General features: G+C 72.0%; 19 protein-coding genes. 9 read left to right on the top strand and 10 right to left on the bottom strand.

The window, feature by feature from the left end:
* Positions 1–157 precede the first annotated feature (157 nt).
* Positions 158–775: a hypothetical protein gene (locus tag HYQ63_RS40115; protein WP_179938817.1), complete on the bottom strand. Its 618-nt coding sequence runs from the start codon at positions 773–775 to the stop codon at positions 158–160.
* 169 nt (positions 776–944) lie between these two features.
* Between HYQ63_RS40115 and HYQ63_RS40120 the strand changes: the two genes are divergently transcribed.
* Positions 945–2,915 carry an APC family permease gene (locus HYQ63_RS40120; RefSeq protein ID WP_179938818.1) on the top strand — a complete coding sequence of 657 codons (1,971 nt, stop codon included), beginning with the start codon at positions 945–947 and terminating at the stop codon, positions 2,913–2,915.
* A gap of 33 nt (positions 2,916–2,948) precedes the next feature.
* On the opposite strand, the gene HYQ63_RS40125 is transcribed toward HYQ63_RS40120, so the two are convergent.
* Together HYQ63_RS40125 and HYQ63_RS40130 are read right to left on the bottom strand one after the other, a co-directional pair.
* Complete coding sequence (locus HYQ63_RS40125; RefSeq protein WP_179938820.1) at positions 2,949–3,479, bottom strand: GNAT family N-acetyltransferase; 531 nt, start codon at positions 3,477–3,479, stop codon at positions 2,949–2,951.
* The gene (locus HYQ63_RS40130) at positions 3,476–4,810 is read right to left on the bottom strand and encodes a radical SAM protein (protein WP_179938822.1); all 1,335 of its coding nucleotides are present in this window, start codon (positions 4,808–4,810) and stop codon (positions 3,476–3,478) included. Before HYQ63_RS40130 ends, HYQ63_RS40125 begins: the two co-directional genes overlap by 4 nt.
* A gap of 293 nt (positions 4,811–5,103) precedes the next feature.
* Here HYQ63_RS40130 and HYQ63_RS40135 point away from each other — a divergent pair, with 293 nt between their 5' ends.
* From HYQ63_RS40135 to HYQ63_RS40150, 4 genes are read left to right on the top strand one after another with little or no spacing between them, the layout of a single operon-like run.
* Positions 5,104–6,159, top strand: a complete 1,056-nt coding sequence (locus tag HYQ63_RS40135) for an NAD(+)/NADH kinase (RefSeq protein ID WP_179938824.1) — start codon at positions 5,104–5,106, stop codon at positions 6,157–6,159.
* A gap of 47 nt (positions 6,160–6,206) precedes the next feature.
* Positions 6,207–6,830, top strand: coding sequence for a 2Fe-2S iron-sulfur cluster-binding protein (locus HYQ63_RS40140; RefSeq protein WP_257232471.1), 624 nt, complete (start codon positions 6,207–6,209; stop codon positions 6,828–6,830).
* The gene (locus HYQ63_RS40145) at positions 6,827–7,822 is read left to right on the top strand and encodes a xanthine dehydrogenase family protein subunit M (RefSeq protein ID WP_179938825.1); all 996 of its coding nucleotides are present in this window, start codon (positions 6,827–6,829) and stop codon (positions 7,820–7,822) included. Before HYQ63_RS40140 ends, HYQ63_RS40145 begins: the two co-directional genes overlap by 4 nt.
* Positions 7,819–9,924, top strand: coding sequence for a xanthine dehydrogenase family protein molybdopterin-binding subunit (locus HYQ63_RS40150; RefSeq protein WP_179938827.1), 2,106 nt, complete (start codon positions 7,819–7,821; stop codon positions 9,922–9,924). The genes HYQ63_RS40145 and HYQ63_RS40150 overlap by 4 nt, the downstream gene beginning before the upstream one ends.
* Positions 9,925–10,027: 103 nt before the next feature.
* Here HYQ63_RS40150 and HYQ63_RS40155 read toward each other — a convergent pair whose 3' ends face one another.
* Complete coding sequence (locus HYQ63_RS40155; RefSeq protein WP_306664872.1) at positions 10,028–11,182, bottom strand: S1 family peptidase; 1,155 nt, start codon at positions 11,180–11,182, stop codon at positions 10,028–10,030.
* A 232-nt stretch (positions 11,183–11,414) separates the two neighbouring features.
* Between HYQ63_RS40155 and HYQ63_RS40160 the strand changes: the two genes are divergently transcribed.
* Positions 11,415–11,663 (top strand): hypothetical protein, encoded by a 249-nt coding sequence (locus HYQ63_RS40160; RefSeq protein ID WP_257232472.1) that lies wholly within the window; start codon positions 11,415–11,417, stop codon positions 11,661–11,663.
* A gap of 97 nt (positions 11,664–11,760) precedes the next feature.
* Positions 11,761–12,129: a hypothetical protein gene (locus HYQ63_RS40165; protein ID WP_179938830.1), complete on the top strand. Its 369-nt coding sequence runs from the start codon at positions 11,761–11,763 to the stop codon at positions 12,127–12,129.
* Between the two features lie 23 nt (positions 12,130–12,152).
* On the opposite strand, the gene HYQ63_RS40170 is transcribed toward HYQ63_RS40165, so the two are convergent.
* The 3 genes from HYQ63_RS40170 to HYQ63_RS40180 form a co-directional block, all read right to left on the bottom strand.
* On the bottom strand, positions 12,153–13,247 hold the full coding sequence (locus tag HYQ63_RS40170) for an acyltransferase family protein (protein WP_373689182.1): 1,095 nt from the start codon (positions 13,245–13,247) through the stop codon (positions 12,153–12,155).
* A 146-nt stretch (positions 13,248–13,393) separates the two neighbouring features.
* Positions 13,394–14,104, bottom strand: a complete 711-nt coding sequence (gene dhaL / locus HYQ63_RS40175) for a dihydroxyacetone kinase subunit DhaL (RefSeq protein WP_179938832.1) — start codon at positions 14,102–14,104, stop codon at positions 13,394–13,396.
* Positions 14,105–14,151: 47 nt separating this feature from the next.
* On the bottom strand, positions 14,152–15,150 hold the full coding sequence (locus HYQ63_RS40180; RefSeq protein WP_179938834.1) for a dihydroxyacetone kinase subunit DhaK: 999 nt from the start codon (positions 15,148–15,150) through the stop codon (positions 14,152–14,154).
* A 197-nt stretch (positions 15,151–15,347) separates the two neighbouring features.
* Between HYQ63_RS40180 and HYQ63_RS40185 the strand changes: the two genes are divergently transcribed.
* A complete protein-coding gene (locus HYQ63_RS40185; RefSeq protein WP_179938836.1) occupies positions 15,348–16,352 on the top strand; it encodes a 1-aminocyclopropane-1-carboxylate deaminase in 1,005 nt (334 codons plus the stop codon).
* Positions 16,353–16,476: 124 nt separating this feature from the next.
* On the opposite strand, the gene HYQ63_RS40190 is transcribed toward HYQ63_RS40185, so the two are convergent.
* The gene (locus tag HYQ63_RS40190) at positions 16,477–16,800 is read right to left on the bottom strand and encodes a plasmid stabilization protein (protein WP_179938838.1); all 324 of its coding nucleotides are present in this window, start codon (positions 16,798–16,800) and stop codon (positions 16,477–16,479) included.
* Between the two features lie 224 nt (positions 16,801–17,024).
* Between HYQ63_RS40190 and HYQ63_RS40195 the strand changes: the two genes are divergently transcribed.
* Positions 17,025–19,040 carry a spermidine synthase gene (locus HYQ63_RS40195; protein WP_257232473.1) on the top strand — a complete coding sequence of 672 codons (2,016 nt, stop codon included), beginning with the start codon at positions 17,025–17,027 and terminating at the stop codon, positions 19,038–19,040.
* Positions 19,041–19,108: 68 nt separating this feature from the next.
* Here the strand turns inward: HYQ63_RS40195 and HYQ63_RS40200 are convergent, their stop codons facing one another.
* The gene (locus HYQ63_RS40200; protein WP_257232474.1) at positions 19,109–20,167 is read right to left on the bottom strand and encodes a hypothetical protein; all 1,059 of its coding nucleotides are present in this window, start codon (positions 20,165–20,167) and stop codon (positions 19,109–19,111) included.
* A 90-nt stretch (positions 20,168–20,257) separates the two neighbouring features.
* Positions 20,258–21,223, bottom strand: coding sequence for a D-2-hydroxyacid dehydrogenase (locus HYQ63_RS40205; protein ID WP_179938842.1), 966 nt, complete (start codon positions 21,221–21,223; stop codon positions 20,258–20,260).
* Positions 21,224–21,226: the final 3 nt, after the last annotated feature.

Here is a 21,226-nt window from a genome sequence, read left to right on the forward strand (position 1 = left end):
TGTCCCCTCTGGTGTCCCGATGCGGCGGTCTTAAGCGTCACGCCCGCCCTTACGCCCGGCCTCACGCCTGCCCTCACGTCCGCCCGGAACGCGGCACGCCCCGGGGAGAATCACTCCCGCGGGGCGTGCCGGGTTGTCGTCGGTCGGTCGACGCGGATCAGCCGGTGGGCGCGCCACCGGGGCTGGCCGGGACCTTGGGCATCGGGGTGAACACGTCCAGCCCCATCACGGCCGCGATCAGCAGGCCGATGACGCCGAGCGCCACCGCGCCCCAGGCCACGGCCGAGACCCAGGTGGCGCCCGAGGCCGACACGGCGGTGCGCTGCCGCAGCAGCACCACGGCGGCGATCACCACGGCCGCGAGGCCGAACAGACCGTTGAAGAAGGCCGTGGTGTGCCACGGCGTGCCGTAGACCGCCTCGATCTGGTTGGCGGCGGCTCCGGACTGGGCCTTGATCTGCCCGGTCAGCTGCTCACGCTCCTGGAGCATGGTGCCCAGCCAGGTGCCGGTGAGCGATGCGAGCCCCAGGCCCGCGGCGGCCACCGCGGCCGCGCCGGAGAACACCCCGGAGGAGGCCGCCGGGGCGGCGGCCGGAGCGGTCGCGGGCTCGTCGAGGCGGTCCGTCACGGGCTCCGTGGCGGACTCCTTGGCGGGAGCCTCGGTGTGCGATTCCTTGTCGGAAACAGCGTTCGGGACACCCTCCGCCGTTGCTTCTTCGGCTTCTGCGGGCTGCGCTGTGCGGTCGGTCGGTTGGTCCGTCTTGGTGGTGTCCATGGGGCGGACCGTAGGTGCCGAAAATGAGAGTCCGCTGAGAATGAGCCCCGGACTCCGGCCGGGTGCCGCCGACCGGTGCGCGCGGGCCGCTGCGCATACGCTGGCCAGGCAGTCTCACGATGGCTGAAACTCTTCGCCGCACCGAGCCGCACCGACAGGAGCACACATCGTGACCGGCTCTCCTCACCGCCGTTCCGCCCCGCAGGGCGGACCGCGGCACCGGCTGCGCGCATGGCTGCTGGAGGGCCTGACCGACATCGCCAAGCGGCAGCCCGGGCCGCACGCCGAACCGGAGAGCGCACACCACGGCCGCCCGTGGTGGCGGGTCATGTGCCTGACCGGCCTCGACTACTTCTCCACCCTCGGCTATCAGCCCGGAATCGCCGCCCTGGCCGCCGGGCTGCTCTCCCCGCTGGCCACGGTCGTGCTGGTGGTGGTGACCCTCGTGGGCGCGCTTCCGGTCTACCGGCGAGTGGCCAAGGAGAGCCCGCACGGGCAGGGCTCGGTCGCGATGCTGGAGCGGCTGCTGACCTTCTGGAAGGGCAAGCTCTTCGTCCTCACCCTGCTCGGCTTCGCCGCGACCGACTTCCTGATCACCATCACCCTCTCGGCCGCCGACGCCACCGCCCACCTGGTGGAGAACCCGCACTTCACCGACCTGCTGCACGGCCATGAGGTGGCCATCACCCTCGTCCTCATCGGGCTCCTCGGCGCGGTCTTCCTCAAGGGCTTCACCGAGGCCATCGGGCTGGCCGTCGTCCTCGTCGGCGCCTATCTGCTGCTCAACGCCGTCGTGGTGGCGGTGGGGCTGTGGCACGTCTTCACCGCACCACAGGTGATCACCGACTGGACGGCCGCGCTCACCGCCCAGCGCGGCAACCCCCTGGTCATGGTCGCCGTATCCCTGGTGATCTTCCCCAAGCTGGCGCTCGGGCTGTCCGGATTCGAGACCGGTGTCGCCGTCATGCCGCACATCGAGGGCAGGCCCGGCGACACCGAGGAGCGCCCCACCGGCCGTATCCAGGGCGCCCGGAAGCTGCTCACCACCGCCGCGGTGATCATGAGCGTGTTCCTGATCACCTCCAGCCTGATCACGACCCTGCTGATCCCGCAGCACGCGTTCCAGCCGGGCGGCGCGGCCAACGGGCGCGCCCTGGCCTACCTCGCCCACGCGTACCTGGGCTCCGCCTTCGGCAGCGTCTACGACGCCGCCACCATCGCCATCCTGTGGTTCGCGGGCGCCTCCGCCATGGCCGGACTGCTCAACCTCATGCCCCGCTACCTCCCGCGCTACGGCATGGCACCCCACTGGGCGCGCGCGGTGCGCCCGATGGTGCTCGTCTTCACCCTGGTGGCGTTCCTGGTGACCTGGCTGTTCAAGGCCGATGTGGACGCCCAGGGCGGGGCGTACGCCACCGGTGTCCTCGTCCTCATCACCTCCGCCGCCATCGCCGTCACCATCGCCGCGCGGCGCGCCCGGCAGCGCGGCTGGACCATCGGCTTCGGGGCCATCGCGGTCGTCTTCCTCTACACCACGGGCGCCAACGTCATCGAGCGGCCCGACGGCGTCAAGATCGGCGCCTGCTTCATCGGCGGCATCATGGCCGTGTCCCTGCTGTCCCGGGTGGCCCGCGCCTTCGAGCTGCGGGTGACCAGCGTCACCTTCGACGACATGGCCCAGCGCTTCATCCGCGACACCGCCCACCGCAAGATCCGCTTCATCGCCAACAAGCCGCAGGCCTGTGACCTGGCCGAATACCGCGACAAGCAGCACCAGATCCGGGCCGACAACGACATCCCGCCCGAGGACGACATCATCTTCGTCGAGGTCACCGTCGCCGACCCGTCCGAGTTCGAGAGCGAGCTGCGGGTGTGCGGAAAGGTGATGCACGGCCGCTACCGGGTGCTCACCATGGAGAGCGCCACCGTCGCCAACGCGCTCGCCGCCATGCTGCTGGCGGTGCGCGACGAGGCCGGTCAGCGGCCGCACATCCACTTCGAGTGGACCGAGGGCAACCCCCTGGCCCACTTCCTCCGCTTCTTCCTCTTCGGCCAGGGCGAGGTGGCCCCCGTCACCCGCGAGGTCCTCCGCGAGGCCGAACCCGACCGCGACCGCCGCCCCCACATCCACGTCGGCTGAACAGCCGGCTGAGCACCACGCCGTGCGGGCCCCTCACGGCCCGCTGTACGGCATCACCGCCCGCCACCGGACCTCGCCGTCCTGCCGGTGGCCGGTGGGCGCGAGCCCGGCGGCGCGGGCAACGGCCGCCGAGGCCCGGTGGCCGGGGTGGATGTGCGCGATGACCTGGGTGACGGAACGGGTCGTGAGCCACGCCACCAGAGCCCGGGTCGCCTCCGTGGCGTACCCCCGGCCCTGCCACGGCGTGCCCACCACCCAGGCGACCTCGGCGGTGCGGCCGGTCGCGGGGCCGCCGACCGTGGCCTGGACCGTGCCCACCAGGCACCGCTCGGCGCGGGCGTGGAGCACCCAGTTGCACCAGGTCACCTCCGGGTCGGGCGAGCCCGCGACCAGGCGTGCGTAACGGGCGTGCAGGGCCGTGGCGTCCAGCGGGGCGCCACCGGTGAAGGTGTGCAGGCCGGGGTCGGACAGCACCCCGGCCATCTCCGCGGCGTGCTCGATCCGCAGGGGCCGTAGCTCCAGCCGCGCGGTGGGGATGACCGCCGCGCGGTCGGGGTGGGTCACTCCGACGCCGCGGCCACGGGCTCGTCGGCCGACAGGCTGTCCATGAACGAGCTGACCGAGAACACGGCCCGCCCGGGTCCGGCCGGGCCGTAGCCCGGGGGCGAGGTCAGGCCGTACTCCTCCAGCGTCGCCCGGTAGGTCTCCAGCAGCCGGATGTGGTACTCCAGCGGCGCGCCCTGCGGATTGGCCTTGCCCAGCGGTGTGGTCGGCTCCGGGCACCAGGTGGTGAAGCGGGGGACGACGCCGTTGGACATGAAGAACCGCAGCCCCTCGGTGGTCGAGTTGATGGCCTCGTCCACGCTGGTGAAGCCGAACGGCTCGGCCATCTCCACGCCCGCCACGAAGTTGGGGATCACATTGCGCGCGCCGAACACCTCGGTCGAGTCCAGGATCCGCCGGTGCCACTCGTCCCGGCCGACGTAGCGCTCCTTGCCCGGGCAGTACAGCTCGAACAGCCGCCGGTCCCACACCTCGAAGTTGGGGTGGTAGATGCTGATGCCGTAGTCGTGGAACCGCTGGACGTCGTCGCGCGGCAGCGCCTGCGCCACCACCTTGCCGATCCAGCGGCCCGGGAAGCGCTCCTCGATGGCCTTCGCGTAGTGGCCGTAGAAGTCGGCCTCGTCACGGCCGCCGACCTGCGAGGTGATCGAGCCGCCGGTGAGGGTGTACGCCTTCGAGGCGCCGGCGGTGTCATGACGGTCGATGATCTCCAGCGCCTCCAGCACCTCCTCGACCGGCTTGACCCCGGTGTACGGGCGGCCCGCCGCCTTGTGCTGGCGCCAGTTGTGGTTGATGTCGCAGTACTGGCACTCCTCCTTGGCGCCGAAGTACTGGCACACCCGGAACACCGTCAGATAGACCAGATAGCCCCACTGGATGGTCGGGGCGACCTCCATCACCGACTTGCCGTTCGCCAGCGTGTGCCGGTAGTAGTCCGGCATCGGCGGCAGCCCCACGTCCGCGATCCGGGTCCCGTCCAGATACAGCCCCAGCGCCCCGTCCTCCCCGGCCCGGACCACATACGGCGAGTCCGGGTTGACGCGCACCGACACCACGGTGCGCCGCAGCCCGTACGGCCCGCCGGTGAGCACGATCTCCTCCGGCGGCCGGTTGAGCGCGGCCGCGCCCAGCTCGGGAAGGGTGCGGTGGTCGAAGGAGAAGATGAAGTACGACTTCGGCTTGACGTCCCCGTCGTCGCCGCCGCTGAGCGCGGAGTCGTCGAAGGCCATGCCGCCGCGCAGCAGGTCCTCCTTGATCACCGCCTCCGGCGGCACCTGCGGAAAGCGCCCCATCAGCTCCTCGACCAGCGCGGTACGGTTCGGGCTCGTCATCTGCTGCACCATCCCTGACTCGATGAGACTCGTCGGCTCCCCCGCAGCTCCGTCGTCCCCGCCACCCTAGGGGGTGTCTCGCCGATCATGCCGGGCTCCCGACGCCTGGCACGGCATCTCGCGGCGCCGCGCTCGTCGCACGCAGCGCCGCTGCGCTCTCCTCACGCGACGTGCGAGCTACCGCACCAGACGCCGCTCGCTGATCCGGCCTGATCGACAAGACACCCCCTAGATCAGCCGCGCCGTCCGCCCGCCTGCGGGCGGCCGCGGGGCGCTCTACGGTGGGGAGGAGGATGCCTGTCAACCGGCTCGGTCTGGTCGTCCACCAGGCCCGCCCCGCCGCCGTCGCGGCGGCCCGCGCCGCGCATGCCTGGGCCGCCGCGCGGGGCATCGCCTGCACCGAGATCGACGTATGGCGCGAGGGCCATCCGCGGCGCAGCGCGCAGGAGGAGTCCGCGGCGGCCGGGCATCCCGATCTGATCGTCACCTTCGGCGGTGACGGCACGTTCCTGCGCGGGGCCCGGATCGCAGCCCAGGACGGCGCCGCGGCACTGGGGGTGAACGTGGGCCGGGTCGGCTTCCTCACCGAGATCACCCCCGACGACCTGCGGGCCGCCCTGGACGCCGTGCAGGCGGGCCGTACCACCGTCGAGGAGCGCATGATGCTCACGCTGCGGGCGTCGCGGCCGCTGGACATGCCCGCCGGGATGGACGCGCTGCTGCGGTACGGACGCGGGCCGGTGCTGCCCGCGCCGAAGATCCGGCCCGGCAGCCCCGAAGAGGTCGGCTGGGGCGTCGCGCTGGACGTCACCGCCCTCAACGACGTCGTGTTCGAGAAGCTGGCCCGCGACCGCCAGGCCGGGCTGGCGGTCTACGTGGCCGGGCAGTTGCTCGCCTCGTACTCGGCCGACGCCATCATCGTGGCCACCCCCACCGGCTCCACTGCCTACAGCTTCGCCGCGGGCGGCCCGGTCGTCTCCCCGCACATGGACGCGGTGGTCTTCACCCCCGTCGCCCCGCACATCGCCTTCGACCGCACCGTGGTGGCCGCGGTGGACGAGGCCGTTGCGATCCGGGTGCTGCCGCGCTCCGGGCGGGTGGCCGTCTCCATCGACGGGCAGCTGCGAGGGGTGCTGGAGCCGGGCGACTGGGTGGCGGCGTACCGGGCCCCGGCCCGGCTGCGGCTGGTACGGCTGCGGCCCACCGAGTTCTACCACCGGCTGCGCGACCGCTTCCGGCTCGCCGACTCGCCCGCCGCCGACCAGGCCCCGCCGTTCTACCGGCCCCGCAGCCCGGTCCCCGACGACCTCGCCCATCTGCGGCTGCCCCCGCCGCAGGGCGCGCCCTGAAGGCGCGTACTGAAGATGCGGGGGTCTGAAGATGCGGGGGCCTGAAGATGCGGGGCCCTGAACCCGGTGCCATGGTGAGGGTTGTGACAGCTCAGAGGTTTCACACCGATCTCACGCTGCGTGTCAACGGCGCCGACCGGCCCCTCACCCTCGACAACCGGGTCACCCTGCTGGACGCCCTGCGCGAACACCTCGCGCTGACCGGCACCAAGAAGGGCTGCGACCACGGCCAGTGCGGCGCCTGCACCGTCCTGATCGACGGCGAACGGGTGAACAGCTGCCTGGTGTTCGCCGTGACCGCGGCCGGGCACGACATCACCACCATCGAGGGCGTCGCGGACCTCGCCGCCACCGGCGATCTGCACCCGCTCCAGTGGGCGTTCCTGGAACACGACGGCTTCCAGTGCGGCTACTGCACCCCGGGCCAGATCTGCTCCGCCATCGGCGCGCTCACCGAGGCGGCCCGCGGCTGGCCCAGCCACGCCACCGCGGACGTGGCCGCCGGTGTCCGTGCGCCCGACGCCCTCGACGACGACGAGATCCGGGAGCGGATGAGCGGCAACCTGTGCCGCTGCGCCGCGTACCGGGGCATCGTGGACGCCATCCGGGAGGCCGCCGGGGCGAAGGGCCAGGGCGTGCCGGGCGTGCCGGCCCGGGGCGGTGTGCGATGAAGCCCTTCGCCTTTGAGCGCGCCACCCGGCCCGAGGCCGCCGCCTCCCTCGTCGCGGACTCCACCGAGGCGGTGTACCTGGCCGGGGGAACCAATCTGGTCGACCTGATGAAGCTCGGCGTCATCGAGCCCGCCATGGTCGTCGACATCACCGGACTGCCGTACGACCGCGTCGAGCACCGCGCGGACGGCGGGGTGCTCATCGGGGCACTGGTGCCGGGCAGCGAACTCTCCGGCGACCGCGGCATCCGCGAGCGCTTCCCGGCCCTCGCGCAGGCGCTGCTGGCCGGGGCCTCCGGGCAGCTCCGGAACCGCGCGACCACCGGCGGCAATCTGCTCCAGCGCACCCGCTGCGTGTACTTCCAGGACGTCACCAAGCCCTGCAACAAGCGGTCCCCGGGCACGGGTTGCTCGGCCATCCAGGGCAGCCACCGCGACCTCGCCGTCATCGGCACCTCCGACTCCTGCGTGGCCACCAACCCCTCCGACATGGCGGTGGCCCTGGCCGCGCTCGACGCCGTCGTCCATCTGCGGCGCGTCGACGGCAGCCCCCGCACCGTGCCGCTCGCCGACTTCTACCTGCTGCCCGGCGACACCCCGCACCGGGAGACGGTGCTCCAGCCCGGCGACCTCATCACCGGCGTCGAACTGCCCCCGCCCCCGCCCGGTGCCATGCACTACCGCAAGGTGCGCGACCGCTGGTCCTACGCGTTCGCCGTGGTGTCCCTCGCCGCCGTGGCCGCCACCGACGGCGGGGGAACGCTGCGGGAGATCCGGCTCGCGCTCGGCGGAGTGGCGCCCAAGCCGTGGCGCGCGCACAAGGCCGAGCAGCTGCTGACCGGTCAGCAGCCGACCGAGGACACGCTGCGGACCGCGGCCCTGGCCGAATTCGCCTCGGCGCGCCCGCTGCCGCACAACGCCTTCAAGATCGGCCTTGCCGTGGACCTCATCACGGCCACCGTGCGCGACCTCGTGGCAGGGGAGGGGCGATGACCACACTGGAACGCACCGTGGGCGCCGAGGTGACCCGGATCGAGGGGCACGACAAGGTCACCGGTACCGCGCTCTACGCGTACGAGTACCCCGTACCGGACGCCCTGTACGGGGTGGCCGTGCAATCCACCATCGCCCGCGGCCGGGTGCGTTCCGTCGACGCCGGTGCCGCCCTCGCCCTCCCCGGGGTCGTCGCCGTCCTGGACAGCGGCAGCGGCAGCGTGCCGCGGCTGCACCCGACCGACGACCCGGAGCTGTCCGTCCTCCAGTCCGCCGAAGTCGCCTACCGCGGACAGATCGTGGCGGCCGTGGTCGCGGACACCTACGAGACGGCGTGTCAGGCCGCGGCCGCGCTGCGCGTCACCTACGAGGAGGAGGCGTACGAGGTCGGACTGCACGACGGCGATCCGCACATCTTCGTCCCCGACACGGTCAACGCCGGCTACCCGGGCCGGACGGAGACCGGCGACGTGGACACCGCCCTGGCCACGGCGCCGGTCACCATCGACGCCACGTACACCACACCGCCCGAGCACACCAGCGCGATGGAGCCGCACGCCACCATCGCCGTGTGGGACGGCGACACGCTGACCCTCTACAACGGCGACCAGGGGCCCTGGATGACGGCGAACACGCTCGCCGCCCTGTTCGGGCTCCCCGAGGGCGCGGTGCGGATCGTGGCGGACCATGTGGGCGGCGGCTTCGGCTCCAAGGCGGTGCCCCGGCCGCCCACGGTGCTCGCCGCGCTGGCCGCGCGCGCCGTCGGCCGTCCGGTGAAGGTGGCGGTGACCCGGCAGCAGATGTTCACCATGGTCTCGTACCGGACCCCCACCGTGCAGCGTGTCCGGCTGGGGGCCGAACGCGACGGCCGGCTCACCGCGATCTCGCACAACGCGCTCCAGCAGAGCTCCCGGCTCACCCCGTACTGCGAGCAGACGGTCGCCGCCACCCGCATCATGTACGCGGCGCCCCACCGCCGCACCATCCACCGCCTGGCGCAGCTCGACGTGCCCACGCCGTCGTGGATGCGGGCGCCCGGCGAGGCACCGGGGATGTTCGCGCTGGAGAGCGCGATGGACGAGCTGGCGTACGCGCTGGACATGGACCCCATCGAGCTGAGGGTGGTCAACGAACCGTCCGCGGACCCCGAGTCGGGGAACGCGTTCAGCAGCCGCAATCTTGTCGCGTGCCTGCGCGAGGGCGCGGCCCGGTTCGGCTGGGCGGGGCGCGACCCCCGGCCCGGACGCCGCCGCGAGGGGCGGTGGATGGTGGGCACCGGCGTGGCGGCGGCCGACTACCCCGCCACCACCTGGCCCGCCTCCGCGACCGCCCGCGCGGAGCCCGACGGGAGCTTCACGGTACGGATCGCCGCCGTCGACATCGGCACCGGCGCCCGTACCGCACTGACCCAGGTGGCCGCGGACGAACTCGGCGTGGCGCTGGACCGGGTCACCCTGGAGATCGGCCGCAGCGTCTACGGCTCGGCCCCCTTCGCCGGTGGCTCCATGGGCACCAGCTCCTGGGGGTGGGCGGTGAGCAAGGGGTGCCGGGCGCTGGCCAAGCGGCTCGACGAGGTGGCGGGCCAGGTGCCGCCCGGCGGACTGGAGGCACACGCGGACACCACCGAGGACGTCCGGGCGCGGAAGAACCTCGCGCGCCACGCCTTCGGCGCCCAGTTCGCGGAGGTGCGGGTGGACGCGGACACCGGGGAGGTACGGGTCGACCGGATGCTGGGGATGTTCGCCGCCGGGCGCATCATCAACGCCCGTACGGCCCGCTCGCAGCTGCGCGGCGGCATGTGCATGGGGCTGTCGACGGCGCTGTACGAAAACCTCGAACTCGACCCCAACTTCGGCGACTTCGCCAACCACGACCTGGCCAGCTACCACGTGGCGGCACACGCCGACGTGCGCGATGTCGAGGCGCACTGGATCGAGGAGGAGGACGACCAGCTCAGCCCGATCGGCGCCAAGGGGGTCGGGGAGCTGGGCATCGTCGGGGCGGCGGCGGCCATCGCCAACGCCGTCCATCATGCGACGGGGGTACGGGTGCGCGACCTGCCGATCACCCTGGAGCGGGTGCGCACGGGCCTGAAGCGCTGACCTGCGACACTGGGCGGGGGCCTGAAAAGGCCCCGCCCGGGTGTCCCGCGGTAACGGCGCGGGACACCCGGAGCGTGAGGGTCAACCGCTCGACGGTGTGGCCTTACTGGGCCGCGCCGCCACCGGCTCCGCCGTCGCCGATCGTGGCGCCGACCGCCTCCAGCGCGGTGGTCACCGGCTGGAAGAACGTCTCACCGCCCGAGGTGCAGTCGCCACTGCCGCCGGAGGTCAGGCCGATGGCCTGGCCGCCCTCGGTGAAGAGGGCGCCGCCGCTGTCGCCGGGCTCGGCGCAGACGTCGGTCTGGATGAGCCCGCTGACCGAGCCCTCCGCGTAGTTGACGGTCGCGTTCAGACCGGTCACCGAGCCGCCGTTCAGCCCGGTGGTGCTGCCCATGCGCTGCACCTCCTGGCCCACCGACGCCTCGGCCGCCTCGGTGATGTTCACCTTGTTGCCGTCGCCGGTGTTGACCGTGCTCGGGGCCTCGGTGGCGGCGTCGTCGTACGTGGCGAGCGCGAAGTCGCCGGTGCCCGGGAAGGTGGCGTCCTGGATCGTGGCGACCGGGGCGCCGTCCTGGGTCTCGGACCACTGCTCGGCCGCGACACCGCAGTGGCCGGCGGTCAGGAAGCCGGGGTCGCCGCTCTCGGTGGTGACGTTGAAGCCGAGGGAGCAGCGCGAACCGCCGCCGAAGATGGCGTCACCGCCCTCGGCGAAGGTCTTGAACGTGCCCGCGGAACGCTTGACGTCGGCCATGTCCGCGCCCAGCGACTTCACCGTGGACTCGAGGGTGTCCCACTTCGCGCCCTTGACGGTGCTGTCCGCCGTGACCTGGAGCTTGTTGGTCTTGGGGTTGATGGCCCAGGCGGTGCCCGCCATGGTGGCCTTCTTCTTGAGCGTCGCCTCGGCGGCCTTCAGCGACTTCATGCTGTTCTTGGCGGCCTTGGGGACGGCCCCGGCGCTCTTGACCGCGGCGACCTCGACGTTGTTGTTGTCGCCGATGACGTTGACGATGACCTGCTGCTGTTCCTTGTCATACCAGGCACCGCCGAACGCCTCGCCCAGGCTCGACGCCAGCTGCGCGATCGCGTCCGAGGCGGAATCGGAGTTGAACGCCTTGGGCTTGGCGTCGATGGCCTCGGACTTCTTGTCCTGCGAGGCATTGGCGTTGGGCAGCACAATGGCGGCACCCACGACGGCGGCAGCCGCGGCAGCCCCAATGATGATCTTTGTCTTGGGGGCGCGCTTGTGACTCCGGCTCAACTTGTGACCTCCTGTGGGGCGCACGGGGTCGTACGCAGGGGACGGGTTCGCTACGGCAGTGGATACGCATGGGCCGCCGGTTGTGTTCACACCAATTTCACGGCCGTGCGGTGACGGGCCTCACACCTGGGACGAGGAGCGACAACGTCTGCATTGGTGTCCGTGTGCGGGGTACCGGCCGTTCTGTGTCCCTTTCCGCCCACGGGACCCGCCTACGAGAGAGGAGCGCATCGTGAGTGAGGACAAGCTGCCGGAAGCCCCCGGGGAGAACGGCCCCGCCATCCCCAGGGACCTGCCCGACCAGCAGGCGCAGGGCGGCCCGGACCCCCTGGACATCAACGGCGGCACACCGCAGACCGCTCCGCCCCACCGCCCGGAGGACGTCCCCGACCTGGACGAACCCGGCACCCGTCGACGCGGAAAGCCGCACAGCGGAGGTGTGCACCCCGAGCAGCCGGTGCCGGATGAGCCCTCCGGATGACGATTGACCCGGCACGGCCGGGTACCCGGGCCGGTAAACCGATGATTCCGATGCCCCCGATGACCCCGTGATGAGGACGACGAGGACGGTGTTCACGATGGCCAGTCTGGAACGGTCCGCCGCGCAGGTCGTGGTGGCCCTCAGCGGACACTCCAAGGAGGACGCCGACACCGTGTTCGGCGTGCTGCACGCCTGCTACCCCTCCGGCCCGGCCTCCGACGCCCCGCCGCGGGAGGAGGCCGAGGGACACCCCACGGTGTGGAGTGCGACGTTCGAGGTGTCCGGTGCGCGTCAGGAGCCCGCCCCCGCCGCCCTGGGAGCGCCCCTCACCGCCGATCTACAGGGCGGCCCCCGCCAGGTGGAACAGCTGCGCGACGTCCTGGCCACCGCCTTCGCCGTACGGGACGAGGGCCGGGCGGCCGGTGACCAGGAGCGTGAACTCCACCTGCGGCTGGAGAGCCGCTAGGGTTCGTTACTTCTTGTTCCCGGTTACTTCTTGTTCCCGGCGAGCCGGAACGCCCACTCCATGCGCGGCTCCACCACCCCGCGGAGGACCCGCCGCACCGGAGCCGTGCACAGCACCGTGATCATGGCGACGGCCGCGGCGGTCACCGCCAGCTCGCCGAGCGGGGTGTGCAGCCACGGGTAGTCGTACCACTGGCCGAAGCGGGACGCCTTGATGATGAAGCCGTGCAGCAGATAGCCGTACATCGTCCCCGCGCCGAGCACCGTGAACCAGGTGCGCCGCCCCGGCACCCAGGCCAGGAAACAGGCCGTGAGCACCAGCGCCCCCACGAAGAGGACGGGCGTGGAGAGCAGCCCGGCCCACTCCGGTACGCCGTCCAGGGCCGCGACGCTCTTGCGGTGGTAGAACCACTCCGAGTTGAACCACGGCGCCACCGCGTACGCGGTGACCAGCGCCACGAGTCCGACCGGCAGCGCGATCCACCGCGCCCGCCAGGTGCGCAGCCGGGCGAAGTGCTCCTGGCGGAGGGTGAGGCCGAGCACGAAGAACGGCAGGAACGCCAGGGTCCGCTGGAGCGAGAGATCGCCGCCGGTCTCCGGCGAGAGCGAGCCGAGCGCGGCCACGGCCAGCGCGACCGGCACCGGATGGCGCAGCGCCAGCCACAGCGGGGTGGTGATGCGCCAGATGAACAGCGCGACCAGGAACCACATCACGTACCACGGGTCGAGCAGGCTGAACGGCTCGTCCGGGTTGTCCTGCGCCCAGCGGGAGAAGAGGGTGTACGCGATCTCGAAGACGACGTACGGCACGACCACCCCGGTGACCAGCCGCTGGAGCCGCTTGGGCGCCATGTCGAAGGTGCGCGAGAAGTAGCCCGATATCAGCGCGAAGGCGGGCATGTGGAACGCGTACACCAGGAGGTAGACCGCCATGGAGGCCCGGCTGCCGTACGTCAGTGGTTCCCATGCGTGGCCACAGGCCACCAACACGATGGTGAGGTACTTCGCGTTGTCGAAGTAAGCGTCGCGGGCCTTGCCTTGGGCCGCGCCCTCACCCCGTGCCGGTCGTTCCGCGGGGATGTGCGGGGGTGTCGCACGGGTGGGGGTGTCCTGGTGCACTGCTTCTCCCGGTCACCTTCGATCGAGCCAGCGAGGTTTCCTGTTCGCCTGCCCGACGTGGCCCCGCTTCATGACCATTCACGGTAGTGGCGAATGACACCTCACATTCGCGGAACCACCCGAATTCCATGAAGATCCCTAAAGCCTCAGTATTCGGCGCCCCGATGTTCCGGAAGTCTGCTAACGGTGGTCAGTTCACCATCGGCGGAGGCGAACAGCAACGCCACCGCCAGGGCACCCGGGTCGGGGACGCCGACCGCGTGGTCCCCGGTGTAGCTGGCCCGTCCGCGCCGGGCGCGCAGATAGGCGGTGGCCCGGGCGCCGCGGTGGGCGGCCACCGCCGCGAGCCGCAGCGAGCGGGACGGGTCGGCGGTCGGCGGGCAGTCCGCGAGCGCCTTCGCGGCCGGGAGGAGGGCGTCGATCATGGTCTTGTCGCCGACCTCGGCCTCGCCGACCCGCTGGATCGCGGCCGTCCCGGCGGCGATCCCGGCGGCCAGTTCGCCGGTGCCGGGCGGGGTGGGGGCGGCCGCGGCGACCGCGTCGGCCAGCTCCTGGAAGAGCAGGCCGAACAGCGGGCCGCTGGTGCCGCCGACCTCGTCGAGGAAGACCCCGGCGGCCGCGGCGAGCGGCGTCGCCGCGGTGTCCTCGCCGACCGCCGGGGTGGCGGACAGGCTCTCCAGGGCGCGGCGCACCCCGTCCATCCCGGTGGCGAGGTTGGCGCCGAAGTCACCGTCGCCCGCCTGCTGGTCGAGGGCGGTCAGCTCGGGCTCGACGGACCGTACGGTGGCGCCGAAGCGCATCAGCCAGGCGGTGACGGTGGCGCGGGTGAGGGAGCGCGGGGCGTGGTTCACGGACATGGCTGCGGAGGCTCCTTTGGGCTCAAAGGGGTGACCGGCGGGCGGGGTCACAGGGGCCAGGCCGGGGTGCATGCGGGGGCGTCCCACAGCCGCAGGGCCTCGTCGTCGGTGGCGAGCAGGGTCAGCGAGAAGCCACGCATGTCGAGGGCGCTGACGAAGGTGCCGGTCAGGGACCGGTCGAGGACGGTGTCCCGGGCGTCGAGGGCCTTGGCGAGGATGTGGTGGATTCCGTACAGCTCCAGCGAGGTGACCGACCCCAGACCGTTGACCAGCGCGAGCACCCGGGGGCGCGGGCCATGGGGGAGGGCGGCCAGCAGCCGGTCCGTCATGGTCTCGACCAGCTTGCTGAGCGGCGCGTGCGGCACCGTCTTGTCGGCGCGCTCACCATGGATGCCGACGCCGAACTCCAGCACGTCCTCGGGCAGGTCGAACGCCGGGGTCCCGGAGGCGGGGGTGGTGTGCGCGGCGGAGGCGACGGCGAGGCTGCGGGAGCGGCGGGTCATATCGACGCCGAGCGCCACCAGCTCGTCCAGGCCGCGTCCCTCGTCGGCGGCGGCGCCGAGGATCTTCTCCACGATCAGGGTGGCGCCGGTGCCGCGGCGGCCGACGGCGATCTCGTCGGAGTCGGTGGCGAGGTCGTCGTCGATCAGCACCCGCTCGCAGCGGATGCCCTCGTGGTGGAGGCGTTCGGCGGCGATGCCGAAGTTGATGCGGTCGCCGGTGTAGTTCTTGACCAGATGGAGCACGCCGTCGTCCCCGGCGACGGCGCGGCTGGCCTCGAAGATCTGCCGATTGTGCGGCGAGGCGAAGATCCGGCCGGGGCAGGCGGCGTCCAGCATCCCTGCGCCGACGAATCCGGCGTGCAGCGGTTCATGGCCGGATCCTCCGCCCGAGACCAGCCCGACCCGGCGGGCGGGCGAGGTGACACGGGAGCGGAAGTACCCGTGGCCGGGATGGTGCTCCACGAGGGCGGCGTGGGCGGTGGCGAAACCGGCGTGCGCGTCCGGAACCAGTGATTCGGACGAGTCGGCGAAGTACAGCGGCATGGTTGCGGCTTCCCTGGAGGAGTGGGACGGACAGGGACACTGGCTTCGATGGTCCGCCGCGATCCGTGGACCGGGCGCGCCGACCGACCCCAAACGGCCTACACGCATAGGCCGGTCGTGCGACGGGGTAGGGCTGCACACTGACCACGGCGAACACGCCACGGCGCACCAGCCCCACCGGCCCCAAGGAGCCCGTCATGCCCCTCGACGACTTCGCCCGCCACCCCCTGCTCTTCGGCCCCAGCCCCGTTCACCCCCTCGACCGGCTCAGCGACCACCTGGGCGGACCCCGCATCTGGGCCAAGCGCGAGGACTGCAACAGCGGGCTGGCCTACGGAGGCAACAAGACCCGGAAGCTCGAATACCTGGTTCCCGACGCGCTGCGGCAGGGCGCCGACACGCTGGTGAGCATCGGCGGGGTGCAGTCCAACCACACCCGCCAGGTCGCCGCCGTGGCGGCCCGGCTGGGGCTGAAGGCCGTCCTGGTGCAGGAGAGCTGGGTGGACTGGCCCGACGCGGTCAACGACAAGGTCGGCAACATCCTGCTGTCCCGCATCATGGGGGCCGACGTCCAGCTGGTCGACGCCGGATTCGGCATCGGCTTCAAGGACAGCTGGACCCGCGCCCTGGACCAGGTGCGCGCCGCGGGCGGCACGCCGTACCCCATCCCGGCCGGTGCCTCCGACCATCCGCTGGGCGGGCTGGGCTTCGCCAACTGGGCGTACGAGGTCGAGCGGCAGGAGCGCGAGCTGGGCGTCTTCTTCGACACCATCGTGGTGTGCAGCGTCACGGGCTCCACCCAGGCCGGGATGATCGCGGGCTTCGCGGGCCAGGACCGCCCCCGCCGGGTGCTGGGCATCGACGGCTCCGCGAAACCGGCCGAGACCCACGCCCAGGTGGCGAAGATCGCGCGGAACACCGCCGAGCTGATCGGCCTCGGCCGCGAGCTGCGCGACGAGGAGATCACCCTGCTGGAGGGCTGGGCGGGGGACGCCTACGGCGTCCCGGTGGCCTCCACCCTCGACGCCATCCGGCTCACCGGCGGCCTGGAGGGCGTGATCCTCGACCCGGTCTACGAGGGCAAGTCCATGGCCGGGCTCATCGACCTCGTACGCAACGGCGACATACCCAAGGACTCCACGGTGCTGTACGCACACCTCGGCGGCCAGCCCGCGCTCAACGCGTACAGCGGCGCCTTCTAGCGCCCGCCCAAGGGGGTACGGGAGCGGCGGGCGGGCGATCAAGGAGCTGGCCTCCGAGAGCCCGGTGCGCCCCACGGCCCGGGAACACTGACGGATCGGTGTTCCCGGGCCGGTGTTCCCGGGGCTACTTCCCCAGGGCCTTCTTCAGCTGGGACTTGTTCATCTGGGACCGGCCCTCGATGTTCCGGCGCTTGGCCTCGGCGTAGAGCTGGTCCCGCGTGGGGCCCTGCGCCCCGCTGTGCGACCGCTTGCCGCCGCGCCGCGAGGGCGACATGTCCTCGGTGGAGATACGGCTCGCCTTCCGGGCCTCCCCGGAGCGGGCGCGCTCCTTGTTCACCGTCCGGGCGGCCATCTCCTTGGCCCGGCGCTCGCTCGCGCCGCGCTCCTTCGCACTGTCCTTGATGTGTTCGTACTGTCTCTCCCGCTTCGGGCTCGATCCCCTGGGCATGGTGTGCACCTTCTCTCCGGAGACACGCACAACAGAGACAAGCACCACCATTTTCGCTCCGGACACCCGGCCCGCAACAGCGCTGCGGCCGCCGTGCGCGCGCGATTGGGCTCATCAGGTGAGATGTGCTCCGGGGGCGGTCGGACCGCCCTGCTGGTGCTCGACCTGCCCCGCCTCGGATGACAGCGTGGGCCGACATGGAGCACAGCCCTGGACCGCAAAACGTGCGCGCGAGGCTGCTGCTGGCCAGCGCCACCATGCTCTTCGTCGAGCTGGCGCTGATCCGGTGGACCGGCGCCAATATCGTCCATCTGAGCTATTTCTCGAACTTCATCCTCCTGGGCTCGTTCCTCGGAATCGGCCTCGGATTCCTCCTTCCCGCCGGCCGCGGGCAGTGGCTCACCCGCTGGGCGCCCATCCCGCTGGCCGTCCTCGTCGTCCTGGTCCGGGAGTTTCCCGTCCAGGTGCGGCAGAGCAGCGGCGAGGTCATCTACTTCACCGCCGTGAAGACCACCGGCATGCCCCAGTGGGTCACCCTGCCCGTGCTGTTCGGGCTGACCGCGCTCATCATGATGGCGATCGGCAAGATGACGGCCGACCAGTTCCGGCGGCTGCCGTCACTGGAGGCGTACCGCTTCGACCTGCTCGGCTCCCTCACCGGCTCGGTGTCCTTCGCGCTGCTGTCCTGGCTGCGTGCGCCGTCGGTGGTGTGGGGTGTGCTCGCGGCGCTGGCGATGCTGGTGCTGGTCGGGCGGCGCAACATCATCCGGTCCGCGATTCCGCTGGCCGTGATGGTGGCGGTGCTGGCGCTGGAGTCGGCGGCCACCGGCATCTCCTGGTCGCCGTACTACAAGATCGAGGTCAAGAAGTCGGCCTCGGCGTCCCGCGACTACAACATCGCCGCCAATGGTGTTCCGCACCAGTCCATCGCCCCGCTGAAGGCGCTGACGAAGCCCGGTTCACCGTACGACCAGCCCTACCGCGAGACGCCGCGCAACTCCCACCGCCGGGTGCTGGTCATCGGCGCGGGCAACGGCAACGACGTCGCCCTCGCCCTCGCCCACGGGGCCCGGCGGGTGGACGCCGTGGAGATCGATCCGAGGCTTCAGGAGGTCGGCGCGTCCCTGCACCCGGCCCGGCCGTACGACGACCCCCGGGTGCACGTCCACATCAACGACGGGCGGGCCTTCCTGGAGCAGACCGACGCCCGCTACGACCTGATCGTGCTCGCGCTGCCGGACTCCCTGACCCTGGTGTCCGGGGCCAGCAACCTGCGTCTGGAGAGCTACCTGTTCACCCGGCAGGCGTTCGAGGCGGCCCATCGCCACCTGGCCCCCGGCGGCGCCTTCGCCATGTACAACTACTACCGGCAGAACTGGCTCATCGACCGCTTCGCCGGCACCCTCACCTCCGTCTTCGGGCACGCGCCCTGCATCACCCACTACGGCAACAAGAGGGCCGCGATCCTCGTCGCGGGCACCACCCCCGCCGCCCAGTCCTGCGATGCCACGTGGAAGGCGTCCGGGCCGGTGCCGAAGGCCGCGAGCGACGACCACCCGTTCCCGTACCTGCTGCACCGCACCATCCCCACCTTCTACCTCGGGGTGCTGGGCGCGATCCTGCTGGTGACCCTGGCGTCGGTGCGGCTGACCGGCGTACGGCTCCGGCGGACCGTCCGGTACGCGGACATGTTCCTGCTCGGCGCCGCGTTCATGCTGCTCGAAACCAAGAACGTGATCGGCTTCGCGCTGTACTTCGGCACCACCTGGCTGGTCAACGCCATGGTCTTCGCCGGTGTGCTGCTGGCCGTCCTGTCCGCGGTCGAGGTACGGCGGCGGATCCGCAAGCTCAACCAGCTGGCGCTTCAGCTCCTGCTGTTCGCGACCCTGGCCGTCTCCTGGCTCATCCCGGCCCATCTGGTACTCGGACTGCCCTTCGCGGGGCGTCTCGCCGCCGCGATCGCGCTGGCCTTCGCCCCCATCTTCTGCGCCAACCTCATCTTCTCCGACCGGCTGGCCGTGGCCTCCGACCCCACCGCGGCCTTCGGCGCCAACCTGCTCGGCTCGCTGGTCGGCGGCACCCTCGAATACCTCGCGCTGGTCACCGGCTACCAGGCCCTGCTGCTCGTGGTGGCGGTGCTGTACGCGGGCGCCTGCGTCCTGATGCGCTTCACCCGGCCCGGTGCGGGCGAGCGCGCCGAACACGAGCCGGTCACCGTGGCCACCGCGCCACGCACCTGACCGGTGTCGCCGTCAGGCGTCATGAGGCCGTCCCCGGTCCCGTGGTACCGGGGGCGGCCTCATGCCTGTCACTCGAACATGACGTACTCCGGGCGCGGCCGCAGGGCCAGCACCTCCTTCGGGGTCATCAGCCGACCGGTCTCGGCGTCCTCCTCGTAGAAGAGCTTGAAGCCGGTGCGCAGGCCCTCCGGCTGGTCCTTGACCAGCTGCCGCCAGGTGTCCCGCTTCATGCCCGGCGAGCCGATGCCGTCCGCGCTCTTGATCATGACGACGCCCGGCTGCTGGCGCAGCGCGGACTGGTCGCGGACCACGGACACCGCCACCTGGTGGAAGACGAGCGGCTTCTCCGGCAGATCGTGTGCCTCCACGATCCCGGACAGATAGCGGGCCACGTCGGTCAGCTCCTGTCCGCTGGTGTGGCCGTAGGTGTCGCCCGGCACCTCTCCCGGGCCCATGTCCCACTCGGGGTCCAGCGCTATGCCCACATCGGGCTTGACGAGCCACTTGCGGAGCGCCTTGACCTCGTCCAGCGCCGACGCCCGGCCCGGCTGGATGTTGAGCAGCAGCAGCGCGTCATGGCGCCGGGCCGCGTCGTGGAAACGGCGGATCGTGTCGTCCGGGACACGGGTGCGATAGGTGCCGTCCGATCCCGCGGAGCTGTTGGTGACGGTCGCGAGCAGTTCGAGGACCGGCAGTGGCTCCCGGTCGGCGGCGTAGTCGCGCGCGGTCTTCTCGATCTCCTTGACCCGCTGGTTCAGGTCACCGGTACCGAGCCGGCCGAGTGCGGCGGCGCCGGGCAGTCCGCAGTACCCCACCAGGCGGTACCGGGACAGGTCGCGGCCGCCGCGGGGGAGTTCGGGTCGTCGCTTCGTCGGCCGCGGCGACGGGGAGCGGCCGGCCTTGTTGTCGGAGCCCGCGGCGGAGGTCCTGCGGCCCTTGGAGGGCGTGGGGCTCCTGGACGGCTTGGCCCAGTCGGTGTTCTGCTCGCCGCATCCGGCGAGCAGACCGAGACCGGCCGCCGCCGTCACCGAGAGCAAGCCCCGCCGGGTCGGCGGGGCGCCCTGCCCTCCGGTGTTCTCCCGGATCCGCTCGGCGCCTGTGCCCTGACCTGGTGTGGTGTGCGCCACGTTCCCCTCCGTCTGCGGGCCGATGGGTTTTCCCCCGCCCCCTGCGGCTTTCCGGTCGGAGCGAAGGTGAAACGGAGCGGTGGCCACCACTTACCTGACGTAACCCAGCTCCTTGTCGACCACATTGCGCAACGGACGGCCCGCGGCCCGGCGGAGCAGGTTGTCCAGGAACAGCTCGGCCAAATCGTGGCGCCAGTGGGCCACTTCACCCGCGGTGTGCGGGGACACGATGACGCCCGGAAGTTCCCACAGCGGGGAGGCGGCGGGCAGCGGCTCCTGGGCGAACACGTCCAGCGCGGCACCGGCCAGCCTGCCGCCGGACAGGGCGTCGACCAGGGCCGGTTCGTCCACCAGCTGGCCGCGCCCCACGTTGACCAGCCGGGCGCCGGGCTTCATGGCCGCCAGCACCGAGGCGTCCACCATGCCGCGGGTGGCCGGGGTGAGCGGGGCGGCCAGCACCACGTAGTCGGCCTCGCCCAGCCCGGTGCGCAGGGTCGCCGGGCCGTGCACGGTGCCGAAGTCGGGGTCCTCGGCGCGCGGGGTGCGGCCCGCGCCGCTCACCCGCATGCCGACCGCGCGCAGCAGCCGGGCCACGGCCCGGCCGATGGATCCGGTGCCCCAGACCAGCACGGTCCGGCCGCCGACCCGCTCGCTGTCGCGCGGCCGCCACTGACGGCCCCGCTGGTGGTCCCACATGCCGGGGAAGTCCTTGGCGAGGGACAGGACCAGCCCGAGGACGTATTCGGCGATGGGCTGGTCGTACACACCGCGCGAGTTGGTGAGCACCACATCCGGGTCGCCGGTCAGCGCGGGGAACAGATACGGGTCCACCCCCGCGGCGGCCACATGCACCCAGCGGGGCGCCTTCGCGGGGTCGTCGGGCCACGAGGCGGCCACGGCCGGGCTCAGCGGCCACCACGCGAGCAGGGTGTCCGCACCGGGGAGCAGCGCGGGCAGTTCCTCCTCGGTCGCGTACACGGTCCGCGCCAGGGACTCGATCCGCTCGCGGTTGTACGGCAGGTGGTCGTTGTACAGGACGACGAGCCGGTCACCCACGGC

Origin of the sequence: Streptomyces sp. Rer75, assembly GCF_013414305.1 — a bacterium.
GTDB classification, from domain to species: domain Bacteria; phylum Actinomycetota; class Actinomycetes; order Streptomycetales; family Streptomycetaceae; genus Streptomyces; species Streptomyces himastatinicus.

What these genes read in the sequence shown, in the direction of transcription:
- HYQ63_RS40135 (WP_179938824.1), top strand. Translation starts at nt 5,104, where the DNA reads ATGCCTGTCAACCGGCTCGGTCTGGTCGTCCACCAGGCCCGCCCCGCC.
- HYQ63_RS40190 (WP_179938838.1), bottom strand. Translation starts at nt 16,800, where the DNA reads ATGCCCAGGGGATCGAGCCCGAAGCGGGAGAGACAGTACGAACACATC.
- HYQ63_RS40180 (WP_179938834.1), bottom strand. Translation starts at nt 15,150, where the DNA reads ATGCCGCTGTACTTCGCCGACTCGTCCGAATCACTGGTTCCGGACGCG.
- HYQ63_RS40130 (WP_179938822.1), bottom strand. Translation starts at nt 4,810, where the DNA reads ATGACGAGCCCGAACCGTACCGCGCTGGTCGAGGAGCTGATGGGGCGC.
- HYQ63_RS40115 (WP_179938817.1), bottom strand. Translation starts at nt 775, where the DNA reads ATGGACACCACCAAGACGGACCAACCGACCGACCGCACAGCGCAGCCC.
- HYQ63_RS40185 (WP_179938836.1), top strand. Translation starts at nt 15,348, where the DNA reads ATGCCCCTCGACGACTTCGCCCGCCACCCCCTGCTCTTCGGCCCCAGC.
- HYQ63_RS40140 (WP_257232471.1), top strand. Translation starts at nt 6,207, where the DNA reads ATGCGGGGCCCTGAACCCGGTGCCATGGTGAGGGTTGTGACAGCTCAG.
- HYQ63_RS40145 (WP_179938825.1), top strand. Translation starts at nt 6,827, where the DNA reads ATGAAGCCCTTCGCCTTTGAGCGCGCCACCCGGCCCGAGGCCGCCGCC.
- HYQ63_RS40150 (WP_179938827.1), top strand. Translation starts at nt 7,819, where the DNA reads ATGACCACACTGGAACGCACCGTGGGCGCCGAGGTGACCCGGATCGAG.
- HYQ63_RS40165 (WP_179938830.1), top strand. Translation starts at nt 11,761, where the DNA reads ATGGCCAGTCTGGAACGGTCCGCCGCGCAGGTCGTGGTGGCCCTCAGC.
- dhaL (WP_179938832.1), bottom strand. Translation starts at nt 14,104, where the DNA reads ATGTCCGTGAACCACGCCCCGCGCTCCCTCACCCGCGCCACCGTCACC.